We start from the raw sequence: 17,503 nt of genomic DNA, 5'->3' as shown, positions 1-17,503 counted from the left end.
TCTTCATCCTTAAAGCGGTGACTTACACTCCTTGCAAGTCTGGAAATTTCAACCATTTCATTTTATAGGTCGCTCGCGCGAGTATAGCTCGATTTGTTTAAATCTAATATGCGTAGTTTGGCGTAGACAAAGTGCGCAATACGCGCATACCGCTAACTCTCTATCTCACCGATACTTTTCCGGAGCTTGCTTCTGATGTCTGTAACTGATGTCTGTCATTGGGGGTGTAAGTTTGAACCATTTATTAATCAAGGGAAGATGAAAAATGAAACGGAAATTCCTCTCCACGGCAGTACTGGCGGCGTCACTACTCAGTGCACATGCACTAGCAGCAGACACGATTAAAGTCGGTGTGTTGCACTCATTGTCAGGCACTATGGCAATCAGTGAAACCACACTGAAAGATACAATGTTGATGCTGATTGAAGAGCAGAATAAAAAGGGTGGTCTGCTTGGTAAAAAGCTAGAGCCTGTGGTTGTTGACCCAGCGTCTAACTGGCCTCTATTTGCAGAAAAAGCGCGCGAATTGATTTCAAAAGACAAAGTATCAGCAGTATTCGGTTGCTGGACTTCAGTATCTCGTAAATCTGTACTGCCAGTATTTGAAGAGTTGAACAGCATTCTGTTCTACCCAGTTCAGTATGAAGGTGAAGAGTCTTCGAAAAACGTGTTCTACACAGGCGCTGCGCCAAACCAACAGGCAATTCCAGCAGTTGATTACCTGATGGATCAAGGTGTGAAACGTTGGGTTCTTGCAGGTACGGACTATGTTTACCCACGCACTACCAACAAAATCCTTGAAGCCTATTTGAAAGATAAAGGTGTGGCGGAATCAGACATCATGATCAACTACACGCCTTTCGGTCACTCTGATTGGCAATCTATCGTTTCTGACATTAAGAAGTTCGGCTCTGCGGGCAAGAAAACAGCAGTGGTTTCTACCGTCAATGGCGATGCAAACGTACCTTTCTATAAAGAGTTAGGTAACCAAGGCGTAACAGCAGACCAAATTCCAGTGGTTGCATTCTCTGTGGGTGAAGAAGAACTTTCAGGTATGGATACTGCTCCACTTGTCGGTCACTTAGCAGCGTGGAACTACTTCGAAAGCGTGGATTCACAAGCGAACGAAGAGTTCATCGAAGCGTGGCACAAGTTTACTAAAGACGACAAACGCACCACTAACGACCCAATGGAAGCGACTTACATCGGTTTCAACATGTGGGTGAAAGCGGTTGAAGCGGCAGGCACAACAGATCCAGCAGCCGTGCAAAACGCGCTCATTGGTACGTCTGTTCCTAACCTTTCTGGCGGTTACTCAACCATGATGCCTAATCACCACATCACTAAACCTGTTCTGATTGGCGAAATCCAAGATGACGGTCAATTCCAAACTGTTTGGGAAACGGCTGGTTTGGTTGCGGGTGATGCATGGTCTGATTTCCTACCGGGTTCTAAAGACCTGATTTCAGATTGGCGCGCGCCACTTAGCTGCGGTAACTACAACGTTAAAACAGGTAAATGTTCTGGTCAGAACTTCTAATTCGTAACACAGACCTTCCTGCTGTTTTACGACATTAGCCTGACGAATAGGCGTAACGAAATAAGTGGGTGCGAATGCCCCACTTATCCTCTGCTTGATAAAGCAAGAAATGGATTTTAGAGGCTGGGCTAATAGCCGAGTCAGAAAGGGTTACTCATGGTCTTAATTAAGCGAATGTATTCCATAGTGCGCGATCCCAGACGAATAGCTCTGGTGTGGTTGCTTGGGGTGACAGCCTTATGTGTGACTTCTGTGGCGCAAGCCGAGACAAGTGCTTCATTCGATGAAGGTTTACAAGCGATTTCGACACTCAAATTCAATCAAATCGAATCGGGTGTGGATAGCATTCTTCAAAGTGGCGACGAGCGAGCGGTTGACGTATTGAGTCTGCTACTGAATGGCGATTTATATGTTGAGAAATCAAGCTCAACATTGGTAATCATTAAAGCCAAAGAGGGCAGTGACTTTACGATTCAGCCACTTCTTTCGACCAATGATGGCGATATGTCGTCGGCAAATTCTCAGTCGACAGTAAATTCCCGAGCGATTAAAAAAATCGGTATCAACAACAGTTTGCGCGGCAAATTAAAATCGGCAATCGCCGCGTTAAGCATCTCTCATCCTAATCCGGACAAGCGTATTGACGCGATTAACCAGTTAATGGGTTCGATGGATGAAGAGAGTTATCAACTTCTCAAAGATCACTTAGTGAAAGAGTCAGATGCCAAAGTGAAAGACTTAGGAACAACGGCGCTGGCTATCTATGATTTGAAAAACAGTAGCGACGATAATGTCCTTACTCAAGCGATTGATACTCTCAAACCCAGCTACCAACCAACGGCTCGTAATGCGCTTAATCAGTTTATTAGTGAGAACCCTGAGAGTGCACTCATTGGTGTTGCGCGTATCGCGTTAAGCAATATTGAGCAGCGCGAGAAAGTGGCGGACATGACGCAAACCCTGTTTTTCGGCTTAAGTCTTGGTTCTGTATTGGTGTTGGCAGCGATTGGTCTTGCTATTACCTTTGGTGTTATGGGCGTTATCAACATGGCACACGGCGAACTCATCATGTTGGGTGCGTACACCACTTATGTGGTTCAAACCTTAATGCCAGAACACATCGGTTTATCTGTTTTTATCTCTATCCCTTTGGCGTTTGTGGTGTCTGCAGTTGCTGGTGTACTGATTGAACGTTGCGTGATCCGCTTTTTGTATGGTCGTCCACTAGAAACATTGTTAGCAACATTCGGTATCAGCCTGATTCTGCAACAAGCGGTTCGCACAGTGTTCTCTCCGCTAAACCGATCGGTTTCAACACCGGATTTTATGCAAGGTGTAATTGAGATAAACCCTCTGCTTAGCCTGACATTAAACCGTTTATACATCATTGTTTTCTGTCTGATTGTGTTTGCACTTTTGTACATGATTTTGAACTACACCCGTTTAGGTATTGAGGTTCGCGCTGTGTCGCAAAACCGCAGTATGGCACGTGCGATGGGTGTTCGCTCTGAGTGGGTAGATGCCATGACTTTCGGTTTAGGTTCGGGCATTGCGGGTATTGCTGGCGTTGCGTTAAGTCAGCTAACCAACGTAGGGCCAAACTTAGGTCAGGCTTACATCATCGACTCTTTCATGGTGGTGGTATTCGGCGGTGTGGGCAACTTGTGGGGAACGCTGGTCGCGGGTATGTCACTAGGCGTGGCAAATAAAGTTCTTGAACCTTGGGCTGGCGCCGTTCTGGCGAAAATCCTAGTGCTGGTATTCATCATTCTATTTATTCAGAAAAAGCCCCGAGGATTATTCCCTCAGAAAGGGCGTTCTGCGGAGGGATAATCATGGTGTATCAACCGAAGTTATTTGATCGCTCTACCATGACATTTCTATTGGTTTTGGCAGTGGCTCTGTGTGTGATTCCAGTGTTGAACATGCTGGTGGGTTCAGGAAGTGCACTGCATATTTCAACCTATACCGTCACGCTAATGGGTAAGTATCTCACCTATGCATTACTCGCTGTTGCTGTGGACTTGGTGTGGGGTTATTTGGGTATTCTGAGCTTAGGTCATGCGGCATTCTTTGCTTTGGGTGGCTATGCGATGGGTATGTATCTGATGCGTCAGATCGGTGATCGTGGCATTTACGGCAACCCTGAACTGCCAGATTTCATGGTGTTCCTAAACTGGAAAGAGCTGCCTTGGTTCTGGCACGGTTTTGACCAGTTCTGGTTTGCAGCTTTAATGATCGTTCTCGCACCTGGTGTTCTTGCGTTTGTCTTTGGTTGGTTGGCGTTTCGCTCTCGCGTAACAGGTGTATATCTATCAATCATCACTCAAGCGCTGACTTATGCATTAATGCTGGCATTTTTCCGCAACGAAATGGGTTTTGGTGGCAACAACGGTCTAACCGATTTCAAAGATCTATTGGGCTTTGATTTACAGGCTAACTCAACACGAATCACGCTGTTCATCTTATCGGGTGTCGCACTTGGTCTTGGTTATCTGGCGTGTCGTTTTATTGTGGTGAGCCGTTTAGGGCGCGTAGCAATGGCGGTGCGCGATGCGGAATCTCGTACCCGCTTCACGGGTTACAAAGTGGAATACATCAAGTTAGCGATTTTCTGTTTTTCTGCTGTGTTAGCAGGTATTGCTGGTGCTTTGTATGTACCGCAAGTTGGCATTATCAACCCTTCTGAATTTTCTCCATTGAACTCGATTGAGCTGGTGGTTTGGGTTGCATTGGGTGGTCGCGCAACCCTGTACGGCGCGGTGGTTGGTGCATTAGCGGTCAACTATGCCAAAACCTATTTAACCGCTGCGCTACCAGAGGTATGGCTGTTTAGCCTTGGCGCTATGTTTGTGTTAGTGACGCTGTTCCTGCCAAAAGGTGTGGTTGGGCTTATCAAAACCAAGGAGGCAAACGCATGAGCTTGAGAGATTTTGCAAGGTCAATGACTGACCGTGAACATGTTTATGATTTCCTTGTGCCGAAAGTAAATCCAATGCTGACCGTTGGTCATGGCTGCTTGCTTTACCTTGAAGGATTGACCGTTAGTTTTGATGGATTCAAAGCGATAAACGATCTCAATTTGTATATCAATGAAGGGGAGCTGCGCTGCATTATCGGCCCTAATGGCGCAGGCAAAACCACCATGATGGACATTATTACTGGCAAAACTCGCCCAGACAGTGGCAGTGCGTGGTTTGGGCAGAATATTGATCTGCTTGAACTGAGTGAACCGGAGATCGCCCAAGCGGGAATCGGTCGTAAATTCCAAAAACCGACGGTATTTGAAAACCAAACCGTGTTTAACAACCTTGAATTGGCGATGGCTGGAGCGAAAACCGTTCGTTCGACCTTGTTTGCCAAACTGAGTTCGTCAGACATTGATTACATCGATTATGTGCTGAAACAAATTGGTTTAGAGCCTCAATGCTTTCTACTCGCTGGTGCTCTATCTCACGGACAAAAACAGTGGCTAGAGATTGGCATGCTGCTGATGCAAAACCCGAAACTGCTGCTGGTGGATGAGCCTGTGGCGGGAATGACGCATCAGGAAATGGACAGAACTGGCGAGCTACTCACCAGCCTAGCTGGCGAACGCACCATTGTGTTGGTTGAACATGATATGGATTTTGTTCGCTCGATTGCCAAAAACGTTACGGTTCTTCATCAAGGCTCTGTACTTGCCGAAGGCACCATGGATCAGGTGCAAAGCAACCCCAAAGTGGTTGAAGTCTATTTGGGAGAAGAAGCATGTTAACGGTGAAGGGATTAAACCAGTTTTACGGACAAAGCCATACCCTGTGGGATTTAGATCTTAATGTTGAAGAGGGTAAATGCACCTGCCTGATGGGACGCAATGGCGTGGGTAAAACCACGTTACTGCAATGTGTGATGGGGTTGCTCGCGACACAAAGTGGTCAAATTGAATATCTTGGGCAAGACATTGCTGGATTATCAGCGGAAAAACGTGCGCCTTTGGGGATCGGTTATGTCCCTCAAGGTCGCCAAATATTCCCTCTGCTCACGGTGGAGGAAAACCTGCGTATAGGTTTACCCGTGCGCGGCGATAAGAGCAAAAATGTACCGGATTTTATCTATGAACTTTTCCCTGTGCTCAAAGAGATGCTGCATCGTCGTGGCGGCGACCTTTCAGGTGGTCAGCAGCAGCAACTTGCGATCGGTCGCGCACTGGTCATTAACCCAAAACTACTGATTCTGGATGAGCCAACAGAAGGTATACAACCTAACGTAGTGGCTGAGATTGGCGACATCATCCGCCGTCTAAATCAGGAAATTGGTCTGACGGTATTGCTGGTCGAACAGAAGTTACCATTTACAAGAAAAGTGGCTGACCGATTCTGCATTCTTGATCGTGGACGCCAAGTGGCGGCAGGTGAGATGACAGAACTCAATGATGCTCTGGTCAAAGAATATCTAACGGTGTAGCGCTATGAATCTTATGTCTAAGTTCGACCTCATCAGTCAAACCGAGCGCCACTGGCCAGCGTTTCTCTCGCTGGGTTTTGATTTTGATGGCGAGAAGACTCGAATGCACCAAATGGCGTTTCAAGGCCCATTGCGTGTACAGCGTCCATTCTACCCAGAGCAGGAGGTTTGCCATGTTTATTTGCTGCATCCCCCAGGTGGGTTGGTCTCTGGCGATGATTTAAGCATTCAGGTGGAATGTGCGCAAGGCAGCCACGCGCTGATCACCACACCTTCTGCGGGAAAAATCTATAGAGCAGACAGCCAAGGCGGCGCACAGCGTCAGCAGGTTCATATTGATGTGCACAGTGCCCGTTGTGAATGGATGCCTATGGAAACCATCGTGTTTGACGGTGCGCACGGCAAACTTTCTACACGAGTGAACTTGTATGGCGAGGCGAAATTCGTTGGCATTGACGTGTTCTGTTTAGGTCGGCCGAAAAGTCATCTGCCATTTGTTAGCGGCAGCGTTGAACAGCGTTTGGCGGTCTATTTGGAAGATAAGCCGATTCTGCTTGAGCGCCAATTTCTGTCTGCGGACGATCCGCTTCTCACCGCCATGAGTGGTTTCAACCATCATTTGGTTTCTGGAACTTTGGTGGTGTTTGGTATTGAAGATGCAGATTCTGCGGTTACTGCGTTAAGACATTCACTAGATTCAAAGCAAACGACACTGAGCGTTACCCATCGCCTAGGGGTAATAGTGGTTCGCTATTTGGGCGATTGCAGTGAACAGGCACAACAACAATTACGTGGATGTTGGCAACTTCTGCGACCGCTATTGATGGGCATCGAGCCATGTCCACCAAGGATTTGGAACACCTGATTTAAACCATTTTTCAGAGGGACGATATGGAATTATCACCAAGAGACAAGGATAAACTGCTGCTGTTTACTGCGGCGTTATTGGCTGAGCGCCGATTGGCTAAAGGTATCAAGCTCAACTATCCAGAAGCCAGTGCTTATATCTCCGCAGCCATTATGGAAGGTGCGCGAGAAGGTAAAACTGTGGCTCAGTTAATGAGTGAAGGGCGCACTTTATTAAGCAAAAGCGAAGTTATGGACGGCATTGCAGAGCTTCTAGAAGAAGTGCAGGTTGAAGCCACCTTTCCTGACGGGACTAAACTGGTCACCGTTCATAACCCGATTCAGTAGGAGGCGTTATGAAGCCTGGAGAATACCAACTGCAATCTACACCCATTGAACTCAACGCGGGGCGTAAAACCCTGAGTATTTCAGTGGTCAATCACGGTGACCGACCTGTGCAAGTGGGCAGCCATTATCATTTTTTTGAAACCAACCCTGCACTCGACTTTGAGCGTGAGAAAACCAAAGGAATGCGTTTGAACATTGCTGCGGGAACGGCTGTTCGTTTCGAACCGGGACAAACTCGAAACGTAGAACTGGTTGAGTTAGATGGCGCGAGAGAAGTGTACGGCTTCCGCGCAGAAGTGATGGGTAAGGTCTGATTTCAAGGAATAGGAAATAAAAATGGCAGAGATATCTAGGGCTGCGTATGCCGATATGTACGGGCCGACAACCGGCGACAAAGTTCGTTTAGCGGACACTGAGCTGTGGATTCAGGTTGAAAGAGATTTTACGACTTATGGCGACGAAGTGAAATTCGGTGGCGGTAAGGTGATTCGCGATGGCATGGGACAAGGGCAAAAATGCCGCGACGAAGTGGTGGACTGCGTGATCACTAATGCTCTGATCCTTGATCACTGGGGCATTGTTAAAGCCGATATCGGCATTAAAGATGGCAAGATCCACGCAATCGGCAAAGCGGGTAACTCAGATATTCAGCCGAACGTGACAATTCATATTGGTGCCAGCACAGAAGTGATTGCTGGCGAAGGTCATATTGTGACGGCAGGCGCGATTGACGCGCACATTCACTTTATCTGTCCGCAGCAAATCGAAGAAGCGCTGATGTCAGGCACAACAACCATGTTGGGCGGCGGGACAGGTCCTGCAACTGGGACTAACGCCACTACCTGTACACCGGGCGCTTGGAACCTCGCTCAAATGTTTCGCAGCACAGATTTAATGCCGATGAACTTTGGTTTTCTTGGTAAAGGTAACGCCAGTTTACCGCAAGCGTTAGAAGAACAACTTGAAGCGGGTGCGTGTGGCTTAAAACTGCATGAAGACTGGGGAACGACACCGGCTTCGATTGATAACTGCTTGGCAGTGGCTGAAAAGTACGATGTTCAGGTCGCGATTCATACCGATACGTTAAATGAATCGGGCTTTGTTGAAGATACCCTTGCGGCGTTCAAAGGTCGTACGATTCACACTTACCATACGGAAGGCGCAGGTGGTGGTCATGCTCCGGATATTATAGTCGCTTGTGGTCAGCCGAATGTGCTTCCTTCGTCGACCAACCCGACTCGTCCTTACACGGTAAACACAGTGGATGAACACCTCGATATGTTGATGGTGTGTCACCACCTCGATCCCAATATTCCTGAAGATGTGGCGTTTGCTGATTCTCGTATTCGTAAAGAGACTATTGCGGCAGAAGATATTCTGCATGACTTAGGCGCTTTTTCGATGATTGCTTCTGACTCTCAGGCAATGGGTCGAGTGGGCGAAGTGATTTGTCGTACTTGGCAAACCGCGCACAAGATGAAAGTGCAACGCGGCTTATTGCCAGAAGATGAAGAGCGTCAGGCGGATAACTTCCGCGCCAAGCGTTACATCGCTAAATACACCATTAACCCCGCTATCGCGCATGGCATCTCTCATGTTGTGGGTTCATTAGAAGTGGGTAAGTTGGCGGATATCGTACTTTGGAAACCGGCTTTCTTTGGCGTTAAACCAGCGTTGATCATTAAAGGCGGTTTTATTGCTGCTGCACCAATGGGAGATGCGAACGCATCCATTCCAACACCTCAACCTGTGCATTATCGCTATATGTTCGGCGGATTTGGCACTGCGGGCGCTGCAACGTCAGTAACTTTCACCAGCAAAGCGGCAATGGAGAATGGCTTGCAGCAAACGCTAGGGCTGAAACGTGAGTTAGCTGCGTGTCTTAACAGTCGTAACGTAACGAAAAACGACATGATTCATAACGACTACATGCCGGTGATCAGTGTCGATCCGCAAACCTATGAAGTGAAAGCGGATGGACAGCTGTTAACTTGCGACCCAGCAACGGAACTGCCTCTGGCACAGCGTTATTCGTTGTTCTGAGAAACCGAACTAAGGAGAGTTGTATGTTGAAAGTTGTAGGACGTTCCGACCATTTCCATGGAGCAGTGTTGGATAAGGTGATTTTGCCATTTGCACTGCGTCAGAAAGGTCGATTCAGAACAATGAGCCAATCTGGACTGGATGTAGGTGTGTTTTTACCTCGCGGAGATGTGCTTAAACACGGTGACTACTTGCACACCGAGTGCGGACAAGTATTGGTTGTGGTTGCTGAAAAAGAAGCGGTCGTGACAGCGAAAACCGATGATTGGGAAACCTTTGCTAAGGCCTGTTACCACATGGGCAACCGTCATGTGCCTATGGCGATAGGTCAGTGTTGGCTGCGATTCCAACCCGACCATGTACTGCAAGAAATGGTGGAAATGATGGGATTGGTGTGTGAAGCCCAAATGGCAGAATTTACACCAGAAAATGGCGCTTATCATGGCAGTGGTAAAGGTCATCATCACGGGCATGACCATGATCATTCTCATGGACACAGCCATTCTCATGGTCATTCCCATAACCATTTGCACACCGAATCGCACAACAAAAGCCATGGGGAGCATCATCACTAATGCAGATTTCAGCGTTGTTATCTCTGCTGCATTTAAGTAGCCCAAGTTTGCCAATAGGTGCTTTTGCCTATAGCCAAGGCTTGGAAGGTGCGGTGGAACTGGAATGGGTGAAGGATGAAACAAGCTTAAAGGCATGGCTGTCGCCGCTATTGAGAAGCGGGCAGGCAAATTTGGAGCTACCGCTGTTAAAGCGCTTTTATCAGGCATGGCAGCTCAACGATATTAACCAAATCGAATATTGGCAGCAGGTGTTACTGGCTAACCGTGAAACCGCAGAGCTGGTGATGGAGGAGCAGAAACTTGGGCAAACTCTTCATCGGTTATTGGCCAGTTTAAACGTTGATCTAGACAGTAAAGCGCGCAGCATGAGTTATCTGCCGCTATACGCCAAAGCTTGTGTGCACTTTAACGTGCCACTTGAAGTAGCGGCGACCGGTTGGCTTTGGTCTTGGCTAGAAAATCAGGTCACGGTGGCGTGCAAAACCGTACCGCTGGGGCAGACCTCTGCGCAGAAAGTGTTGATTGAAATGATGCCAGTGATTGAACAGGCAATCGAAACAGGTTTATCCGTTAGTGACGACAACATCGGACTGACATTACCCAATTTTGCCATGGTGAGTGCATGGCATGAGACTCAATATTCAAGATTATTTAGGAGTTAAATATGAGCACACAATGTTTACGAGTAGGCGTCGGTGGCCCGGTCGGCTCCGGTAAAACCGCGTTGTTACGTCAGTTATGTTCGGCAATGCGTGAACACTACAATCTTGCGGTGGTAACGAATGATATTTACACCAAGGAAGATGCTGAGTTTCTGATGCGTCATGAAGCGCTGGATATTGACCGCATTATGGGGGTTGAAACCGGCGGTTGTCCCCATACTGCAATTCGCGAAGATGCTTCTATGAATCTCGCTGCTATCGATGAGTTGCAACATCGTCATCCGGGTTTGGAATTGGTGCTGGTAGAAAGTGGCGGTGACAACTTGAGCGCGACCTTCAGTCCAGAACTCTCTGATTTGACGCTGTATGTGATTGACGTTTGTGCGGGAGACAAAATCCCACGTAAAGGTGGGCCGGGTATCACTAAGTCAGATCTTCTGATTATCAACAAAACCGATCTCGCGCCGATGGTTAACGCATCGCTTGAAGTAATGGACCGAGATGCGAAGAAAATGCGTGGTGATAAGCCGTTTGTGTTTACCAACTTAATTCGTGGTGACGGTTTGAAAACGGTCATCGATTTCATCGTTCAGCAAGGCATGTTGGCTGAGCGTGAAGTGAATGTCATCGTCACCGAACAGGTCTAGTACTGAACAGATCTAATAGAGCCGTATTAACGGGCTGTTGTAAGAAAAGGAATTTTTAAATGAAACTATCTCTTAGCAAAATCATCTCTGCTGCCGCTCTACTGGCTGCAAGTTCACCAAGCTTTGCTCACACTGGGCACGCAATGCACGCAAGTTTCTCTGAAGGATTTTTGCACCCGTTAACGGGTATTGATCATCTTGCTGCACTGGTCTTGATTGGCTTTTTTGCGGCAAGCTATAGCTACAAAAGATCTGCGCAAATCATTGCTTGTTTTGCTGCCGCATTAATGGCCGGATTCTTTGTCGGCGTTGAATGGTCGAATGCATCAATGGTGGAATCGCTGGTTGCTGGCTCTTTGATTGCGTTGCCTGTTGCTCTGTATGCATACCGCAAAACAGGGGCAATTAAGTGGCTTTCTATGATCAGTATTGCAGCGTTCAGTGCTTGTCATGGCTTAGTACAAGGCGCAGAAGCGATTGGCGCAGTGAGTGAGTTTGGCCTCGGTTCACTAGTCGCAAGCGTAATGGTGATGGTTGGCGTTAATGTAATGGTTAAAGCTATTCGCAATGCTGTTGCTCATTTCACTACTGTTAAACAATAACAACATCCGTTGGCTATAAATACGGGTCAGAAGTGAAAGCAAAGGGAGCGAAATGCTCCCTTTGTTTATGTTGAATGTTTATATCCAGTCATGTCATTGGTGAAATAATTTATTTAAATATGAAATAATTTTTCAAAAAGCATTGTAATGAGCTAGCTAAGCTGAGATAACTAAACGCGTCTGTGCATTAGATGTAAGGTCTATCTTTGTGAACCCATTCGTCTTTACTTTCGGCATTATTTTTAGCGGTTTTGTGCTGGGATTATTTCTCCAACGTTATCTCAAACAGCGTTCATCTTTTGTTAGTTTGGTTTTAACCAAAGTAGCGCTGATGGCATTGATTCCGTTTAGTGTCTTTGTCTCTTTATGGCAGCTAAGTGATATTCGCACTGAGTTATTGTATCTGCCTTTTATAGGCGCAGGTGTGATCGCCGCGGGTACCTTGGTCGGGATTGTTGTAGCAAAGAAGAACCGCTTAACGCCTGTGCAAACAGGGGCGCTTGTACCAGTGACGGCGCTCTACAACATTGGCGCGCTGGGTAACCTTGTTCTGTTCATCACATTTGGTGAAAACGGCGTGGCTATGATGGCTCTGTTTAAACTGTTTGAAGAATTGACCTATTTTGGTCTGGTTTTCCCATACGCAAAATCCAAATCTCAAGATGAAGCGCTCAAGTCCACACAAAACAAACAAGTGTGGAAAGACCCGATTTTCCTCATCGCTATTTGCGCGATCTCTGCTGGTTTACTGCTCAATGTAGCGGGGATTGAACGTCCTGAATTTCTGCTTTCAGTGAGTCACTGGACAATCCCTGTGGGTACTTTTTTGCTGATAGCTTCTGTGGGGCTAACCTTTAATCTGAAAGGTGGAAAGCGCTGGCAAAAAGTGGCATTGACGGCGACCATTGCCCGCTCTGTATGTGCGGTGCTGGTGGTTTTAGTTATGCTTTCACTGTTTAACCTTTGGCAGGTTGAAGGACAACTGGTCGCGAAGGTGTGTTTGGTGCTGGCAGTGATGCCCACAGCATTTATGGGCACGCTACCAGCAGTGCTTTATGGTTTGGACAAAGAGGTGGCGAATACCAGTTGGATTACCAGCTACTTCGTGTCCATGGTGCTCACGCCAATCATGCTCGTTTTCCTCAGCACGCTTTAGTTTTCAGCATTTCCCAAAGAATTTTAAAGTTTTCCAAAGTACATAAAGTTTTCCAGAGCACGCTATTACGCGTGCTCTGCGTTTTCTAATGTCAAATCACTGCCACAAAGTTTGGGGTTAATGTCATTTAAAATGAGCAGCACGCAAGAGACCACCACGGCAGCAAGTAATGTTGCGCTCACTAAACCAAAGGCAATGCTGGCAATTAGCGGTATTAAAAATTGCGCCTGAGTACTGGTTTCGGTCAGCAAAGGTAATAAGCCAGCAAAGGTAGTGAGTGAGGTGATCACTATGGCTCTGAATCGGTCATGAATGGCTAGCTTACATGCTTGGCGTAGCTCCTGACCTTCTGCCACTTTGTCTTTCACAAAAGTGACCAGCAGAATATTGTCGTTAACCACAATACCCGCAAGGGTGGCAAAGCCCACCAGACTCGGAATCGTCAAATCTATTCCCAATCCTAAGTGTCCCCAAACAACGCCAATCCAAGCCATTGGAATGGCAAGCAAAACCGCAAACGGTTGAACGAAGCTTTTGAACAAAAATACCAGTATCAGATACACGCCAATAATGCCAAGTGCAAAATAGGTGAGCAGTGACGAGCCTGTGTCTGCACTCTCTTTATCCTGCCCTTGAGAAGCAAAACTGACTTCTGGGTATTTCTGCGCCATTTTAGGCACAAACTCTTTGTAAAACTGCTGCATGATTTCACGAGCATTCGCCACTTGAGTATTGATGTTTCCCTGTACTGTTGCGGTTGGAGTACCGTTAACTAAGTTAAGCCGCGAGAAGGCTTTAGACTGGGTTAAATCAGCGACTGCCATTAATGGGATAAGTTTGCCGTTGTTGGCGGTGATAACAAGATCATTCAGGTCGTCAAGCGTTGCTTGATGCAGGAAGTTACTTTGGCGGATGCGAATATCGACGATCTCTCCGTCTTGGAACACTGTTAGTTCATTGTTGCCTTTCACCGCGTTGCGTAGTGTTTGTGCGACTTGAGATGCGGTAACGCCCAATACGCCAGCTTGGTCTTTGAGTGTGACTTGAATATCGTCACGTCCGTATCGCAAATCGGAAGAAAGATTGAATACACCGTCGAATTGTTTGAGCCATTTCATCAAAGCTAAGTTCACCGCATAGAGTTCTTGTGGGTCGTTTCCCTGAACTCGGATATCAATACCGATACCCGCAACGCCACGTTCCTTGTCTGTAAATTTCAGAGCAATAACATCAGCAGTAGGGCCAGCTTTGCTTTTCCAACTTTGAATTAGGTCTTTGATGCTTTCTTGACGAAATTGAGCGGGTAGCAAGTCTGCACTAACCGTTGCCATATGTGGACCAGAATCAAAGGCATCGATGTTGGTGTTATACATAACCGTAATACTGTTGATTAACGGCTCACCGAACTTCTCTTGATACTCCTTATCCATCTCTTTTAAGGCGTTTTCAACTTTGCTCACCACACTTTCTGTTTGTGATAACAAGCTGCCTTGATTAAGCAATATTCTTGCTTGAAGTGTGTCGCTCTCTAGGGTTGGCATAGCTTTGAATTTGAGCAAACCTGCAGGGAAAGTGGCAGTGGTCGCGGCGACGACAAACAGCAAAATACCAATACTCAAATAGGGGGCACGCATTGCGATGACTGAAAGGGGGACAAAACCTTTGTCGCGTACAAACTCAAACCCAGCGGTAATTTTTCTGCGAATGCGGTTACCATTGGCGACGTCAGGATGACGAGCTAAATGCGAAGGTAGAATGAACATGGCTTCAATTAAGCTCACGATCAGAGTCATCATTAGTACGATCGGGATATAGCGAAGAATGTCACCGAGCTTTCCGGTTAGGAACATCAACGGGCCAACGACCATGATGGTGGTTGCAAAAGAGGCGATAACACCCGGTAATACTTGCTTTGTTCCTTCTATTGCCGCTTGAACTGGAGCCATGCCTGCTTCACGTTTTGCTGCGATGTTCTCAGCAATGATCAATGAATCATCCATCAGAATACCGATGGCGACAATCAGTCCGACCATGGTCATCATATTGATGGTGTAACCGAGTATCAGCATGATAAACAGTGTGCCGAGAAAAGAGACGGGAAGACCAATCGTTACCCAGAAACTAAAGCGGATATTGAAGAATGCCCATAACGCTAAGAACGCAAGGATCAAACCTTGAACACCGTTGCTGCCTAGAATACGCAAACGCTCTTTAATATTGACGCTCACATCTTGTGTAATGGTCAGTTCAACACCTTGTGGAGCTAACGCACGTTCTTTGTCGATGAGGCGCTGAACAGCTTCGCGCACTTTGAGGGTGTCCTGATTCTGGTTCTTCGATACCTGAAGCAGAGCCGCCCGTTTGCCGTTAAACAGAATTTTATCTTCATCAAGTGCAAATTTTTGCTCGATCGAGGCGATGTCTTTCAAACGCAGTTGAGTGGCGCTGTTGATCATCAAGTTCTCGATGTCATTCACCTGTTTAGCTAGCTGGTCAAAGCGAATACTGGATTCTGATAAGTCGTTTTTCATTGTTCCCGCAGGAATACTAATGTTCTCTTGCTGAATTCGATTTGAAAGATCAGAAATGCTCAGACCAAACTGCCTTAAGGTTTCGCTTGGTACGGAGACTTCTATTTCTTGCTCAGAGAAACCACTGATGGTGACTTGGGCGATCTCTGGGCTGGCTTTAAGACTTTGTTTTACTTTGTTTGCATACCAGTAGAGGTCTTGATCAGACATAGGGCCGGTAATTGCGATACTGACAACGGAAGCAATGCGGTCGAGTTTTGTCACTGTTGGTTGTTCGGCGCGTTCTGGGAAGTCGCTAATCGCATTCACTTTTTGCTGTACTTCACTGGTCAGAATATCGATGTTTTCGCCACGGCTGATTTCCACATTGCCAATTGCCACGTTTTCTCGTGCATCACAAGTGAACTCATGAACGCCATCTAGCTTATCCATCGCGTCTTGAAGAGGAATGCAGATCTCATCCGCCACTTCTTTAGGCGAAGCACCCGGATAGCTGACTTTCACTTCAATATTAGTGGTCGGCGCTAAAGGGAATGTGTCCTTTTGCATTTTAGGTAGGGCGTAAATCCCGAGCAGCAAGATAGCAATCATCAAAACGTTGGCCGCCGTTTTGTGCTGAGCAAAGTAGGCGATCATCATTCACCTCCTGCTGCTTGTTGGCTTAACCACTGCGTCATTGTTTTATCGGGTTGCGGTTTAAGCTTCATACCCTCTACCGCGGGTTGTAACTGGCTGACGACCACCATGTCACCTTCGCTGACTCCAGATTTAACAACCGCAATCTGGCCTTGGGTAAAGTCGACGTCTATAGGCTGAATCGTGAGTTGATTGTCTTTCACCACATAGACATTACCTCTATGAATCGCATTAATAGGCACAATAAGCTGGTTTTCCAGTTGTTGCGCTTTTAGCGTGACTTTAACAAAGGTATCGCGAATCAAAGGTGGCCTTTTTCCCGGCTGCGCTTGGCGATAAGGCTCGGGAATGCGGACAATCAGGGTTTGGCTCTGTGTCTGAGCATCAATAAAGCCGCCACTTCGGTCTACAACACCTTGCCAGTGAATCAGCCTGTCTCCTGTGGTTAAAGTGACCGTGGCTTCTAAATCGCTGTGCAGAGAGTTATCGAAGCTTTGCAACTGACTCGCTCGGCGCAGTGGCCGCATTTTGCCAATCGAATACTGGGCAAGTACTTCTACCGAGTCCATGCCATCGGATTGGAGCAGCGCTTGTCCTTTATTTACGTACTCTTCGACATCAATATTGGTTGCGGTGATGCGAATGTCATAAGGTGCTTTGACTTCAGTATGGCTAAGGTCACGTCGAGCAATTTCCAGCTCGGCATTTAATACTTGTTGTTCCGCAACCGTAATCGCTTGTTCATTCTTCAGGTTTTGCAGCAACTGTTGTTTGTTAAGTAGATCTCGTTTGGCTTTGTCTTTTTCAGTCTGAGAAAGATGTCCAGTCTTGGCTAAGCGTTCGCTGCGTTCGTACTCTTCTTTTTGCAGTTTGTAGTCTTGCTCGGCAATCGAATAACTTACGCCTATGGTTTGATATTTGAGTTTGGAGACATCTAACTCTGCATTGAGCTTAGTGATGGCAAGTTGATAGGCGGAGTCGTCGAGTTTAAGAAGAGATTCACCTTTAGTCACAAATGCGCCGTTCTTAAAATGGTCAGATACCCAAATAACTCTGCCTTCGACTTCAGCTTGAGCTTGCCACTCTTGTGCTGGGCGGGTGTAGCCATAACCGATAACACTAGGTTGAATGGCGAGAGGTTTTATCTTTATGACTCGGACGACTTTTGTGCCTCCAGCTTGTTCTGTTTTCGGCGGTTCGGCTTTCATGCTGGGGGCGACAAAGAGAACAATACCGCCCAAGACGAGTGGGGGAACAATAAGTAATCGTTGAATCCAACTGTAGCTAGCCATAGTCACTATCCCTGATCTTGTTTTTATATAAGTAAAAGCTAATGCAAAAATTGCCTAATGAATTGGTGCCAGATCTCAATTCATCGCATATTGTTAATTTAGCTTTAACTAAAATAAAAAATCCGGTGCTGGGCACCGGATTTGGGTAAAGTTAAGTAAAAATCGTCAGGGATAATTTG

The 17,503-nt window shown here is 46.8% G+C and carries 16 protein-coding genes; 14 read left to right on the top strand and 2 right to left on the bottom strand.

The annotated features are described in order from the left end of the window. The first annotated feature begins 265 nt into the window (after nt 1–265). The 14 genes from urtA (at nt 266) to P4S58_RS18765 (ending at nt 12,865) form a co-directional block, all read left to right on the top strand. On the top strand, nt 266–1,540 hold the full coding sequence (gene urtA, locus P4S58_RS18830; protein WP_042483021.1) for an urea ABC transporter substrate-binding protein: 1,275 nt from the start codon (nt 266–268) through the stop codon (nt 1,538–1,540). Nucleotides 1,541–1,714: 174 nt separating this feature from the next. Beyond that, nucleotides 1,715–3,373, top strand: coding sequence for an urea ABC transporter permease subunit UrtB (gene urtB / locus P4S58_RS18825; RefSeq protein ID WP_443089029.1), 1,659 nt, complete (start codon nt 1,715–1,717; stop codon nt 3,371–3,373). Between the two features lie 2 nt (nt 3,374–3,375). Further along, nucleotides 3,376–4,461 carry an urea ABC transporter permease subunit UrtC gene (gene urtC / locus P4S58_RS18820; protein ID WP_102954807.1) on the top strand — a complete coding sequence of 362 codons (1,086 nt, stop codon included), beginning with the start codon at nt 3,376–3,378 and terminating at the stop codon, nt 4,459–4,461. Further along, the gene (urtD, locus tag P4S58_RS18815) at nt 4,458–5,297 is read left to right on the top strand and encodes an urea ABC transporter ATP-binding protein UrtD (protein ID WP_337165164.1); all 840 of its coding nucleotides are present in this window, start codon (nt 4,458–4,460) and stop codon (nt 5,295–5,297) included. Before urtC ends, urtD begins: the two co-directional genes overlap by 4 nt. Further along, the gene (gene urtE / locus P4S58_RS18810; protein ID WP_337165163.1) at nt 5,291–5,986 is read left to right on the top strand and encodes an urea ABC transporter ATP-binding subunit UrtE; all 696 of its coding nucleotides are present in this window, start codon (nt 5,291–5,293) and stop codon (nt 5,984–5,986) included. The genes urtD and urtE overlap by 7 nt, the downstream gene beginning before the upstream one ends. A gap of 4 nt (nt 5,987–5,990) precedes the next feature. Beyond that, the gene (locus P4S58_RS18805) at nt 5,991–6,851 is read left to right on the top strand and encodes an urease accessory protein UreD (protein ID WP_337165162.1); all 861 of its coding nucleotides are present in this window, start codon (nt 5,991–5,993) and stop codon (nt 6,849–6,851) included. Between the two features lie 26 nt (nt 6,852–6,877). Next, the gene (gene ureA / locus P4S58_RS18800; RefSeq protein ID WP_102942237.1) at nt 6,878–7,180 is read left to right on the top strand and encodes an urease subunit gamma; all 303 of its coding nucleotides are present in this window, start codon (nt 6,878–6,880) and stop codon (nt 7,178–7,180) included. An 8-nt stretch (nt 7,181–7,188) separates the two neighbouring features. Beyond that, nucleotides 7,189–7,494, top strand: coding sequence for an urease subunit beta (locus P4S58_RS18795; RefSeq protein WP_102987335.1), 306 nt, complete (start codon nt 7,189–7,191; stop codon nt 7,492–7,494). A gap of 22 nt (nt 7,495–7,516) precedes the next feature. Further along, nucleotides 7,517–9,223 carry an urease subunit alpha gene (ureC, locus tag P4S58_RS18790; protein ID WP_337165161.1) on the top strand — a complete coding sequence of 569 codons (1,707 nt, stop codon included), beginning with the start codon at nt 7,517–7,519 and terminating at the stop codon, nt 9,221–9,223. A 23-nt stretch (nt 9,224–9,246) separates the two neighbouring features. Then, nucleotides 9,247–9,798 (top strand): urease accessory protein UreE, encoded by a 552-nt coding sequence (ureE, locus tag P4S58_RS18785; RefSeq protein WP_237292159.1) that lies wholly within the window; start codon nt 9,247–9,249, stop codon nt 9,796–9,798. Further along, on the top strand, nt 9,798–10,460 hold the full coding sequence (locus P4S58_RS18780; RefSeq protein WP_337165160.1) for an urease accessory protein UreF: 663 nt from the start codon (nt 9,798–9,800) through the stop codon (nt 10,458–10,460). Before ureE ends, P4S58_RS18780 begins: the two co-directional genes overlap by 1 nt. A gap of 2 nt (nt 10,461–10,462) precedes the next feature. Then, entirely contained in the window at nt 10,463–11,107 is a 645-nt protein-coding gene (ureG, locus tag P4S58_RS18775) for an urease accessory protein UreG (protein WP_102962561.1), read from the top strand. A 59-nt stretch (nt 11,108–11,166) separates the two neighbouring features. Further along, nucleotides 11,167–11,709 carry a HupE/UreJ family protein gene (locus P4S58_RS18770; RefSeq protein WP_337165158.1) on the top strand — a complete coding sequence of 181 codons (543 nt, stop codon included), beginning with the start codon at nt 11,167–11,169 and terminating at the stop codon, nt 11,707–11,709. Nucleotides 11,710–11,917: 208 nt separating this feature from the next. Continuing rightward, entirely contained in the window at nt 11,918–12,865 is a 948-nt protein-coding gene (locus tag P4S58_RS18765; RefSeq protein ID WP_042483055.1) for an AEC family transporter, read from the top strand. 65 nt (nt 12,866–12,930) lie between these two features. On the opposite strand, the gene P4S58_RS18760 is transcribed toward P4S58_RS18765, so the two are convergent. Continuing rightward, nucleotides 12,931–16,035, bottom strand: coding sequence for an efflux RND transporter permease subunit (locus P4S58_RS18760; protein ID WP_337165155.1), 3,105 nt, complete (start codon nt 16,033–16,035; stop codon nt 12,931–12,933). Next, nucleotides 16,032–17,324 (bottom strand): efflux RND transporter periplasmic adaptor subunit, encoded by a 1,293-nt coding sequence (locus P4S58_RS18755; protein ID WP_337165154.1) that lies wholly within the window; start codon nt 17,322–17,324, stop codon nt 16,032–16,034. The genes P4S58_RS18760 and P4S58_RS18755 overlap by 4 nt, the downstream gene beginning before the upstream one ends. Nucleotides 17,325–17,503 lie beyond the last annotated feature (179 nt).

The organism is Vibrio sp. Hal054 (assembly GCF_037162405.1).
Lineage (GTDB): Bacteria > Pseudomonadota > Gammaproteobacteria > Enterobacterales > Vibrionaceae > Vibrio > Vibrio diazotrophicus.
The sequence above is the reverse complement of the archived record's forward strand: the minus strand, read 5'-3'. Positions and strand labels throughout refer to the sequence as shown.

Coding starts and splice junctions, on each gene's coding strand:
- urtB (WP_443089029.1), top strand. CDS start 1,715: ATGTATTCCATAGTGCGCGATCCCAGACGAATAGCTCTGGTGTGGTTG.
- P4S58_RS18755 (WP_337165154.1), bottom strand. CDS start 17,324: ATGGCTAGCTACAGTTGGATTCAACGATTACTTATTGTTCCCCCACTC.
- P4S58_RS18760 (WP_337165155.1), bottom strand. CDS start 16,035: ATGATGATCGCCTACTTTGCTCAGCACAAAACGGCGGCCAACGTTTTG.
- ureG (WP_102962561.1), top strand. CDS start 10,463: ATGAGCACACAATGTTTACGAGTAGGCGTCGGTGGCCCGGTCGGCTCC.
- urtA (WP_042483021.1), top strand. CDS start 266: ATGAAACGGAAATTCCTCTCCACGGCAGTACTGGCGGCGTCACTACTC.
- P4S58_RS18770 (WP_337165158.1), top strand. CDS start 11,167: ATGAAACTATCTCTTAGCAAAATCATCTCTGCTGCCGCTCTACTGGCT.
- P4S58_RS18795 (WP_102987335.1), top strand. CDS start 7,189: ATGAAGCCTGGAGAATACCAACTGCAATCTACACCCATTGAACTCAAC.
- ureE (WP_237292159.1), top strand. CDS start 9,247: ATGTTGAAAGTTGTAGGACGTTCCGACCATTTCCATGGAGCAGTGTTG.
- urtE (WP_337165163.1), top strand. CDS start 5,291: ATGTTAACGGTGAAGGGATTAAACCAGTTTTACGGACAAAGCCATACC.
- urtD (WP_337165164.1), top strand. CDS start 4,458: ATGAGCTTGAGAGATTTTGCAAGGTCAATGACTGACCGTGAACATGTT.
- P4S58_RS18780 (WP_337165160.1), top strand. CDS start 9,798: ATGCAGATTTCAGCGTTGTTATCTCTGCTGCATTTAAGTAGCCCAAGT.
- urtC (WP_102954807.1), top strand. CDS start 3,376: ATGGTGTATCAACCGAAGTTATTTGATCGCTCTACCATGACATTTCTA.
- P4S58_RS18805 (WP_337165162.1), top strand. CDS start 5,991: ATGAATCTTATGTCTAAGTTCGACCTCATCAGTCAAACCGAGCGCCAC.
- ureA (WP_102942237.1), top strand. CDS start 6,878: ATGGAATTATCACCAAGAGACAAGGATAAACTGCTGCTGTTTACTGCG.
- ureC (WP_337165161.1), top strand. CDS start 7,517: ATGGCAGAGATATCTAGGGCTGCGTATGCCGATATGTACGGGCCGACA.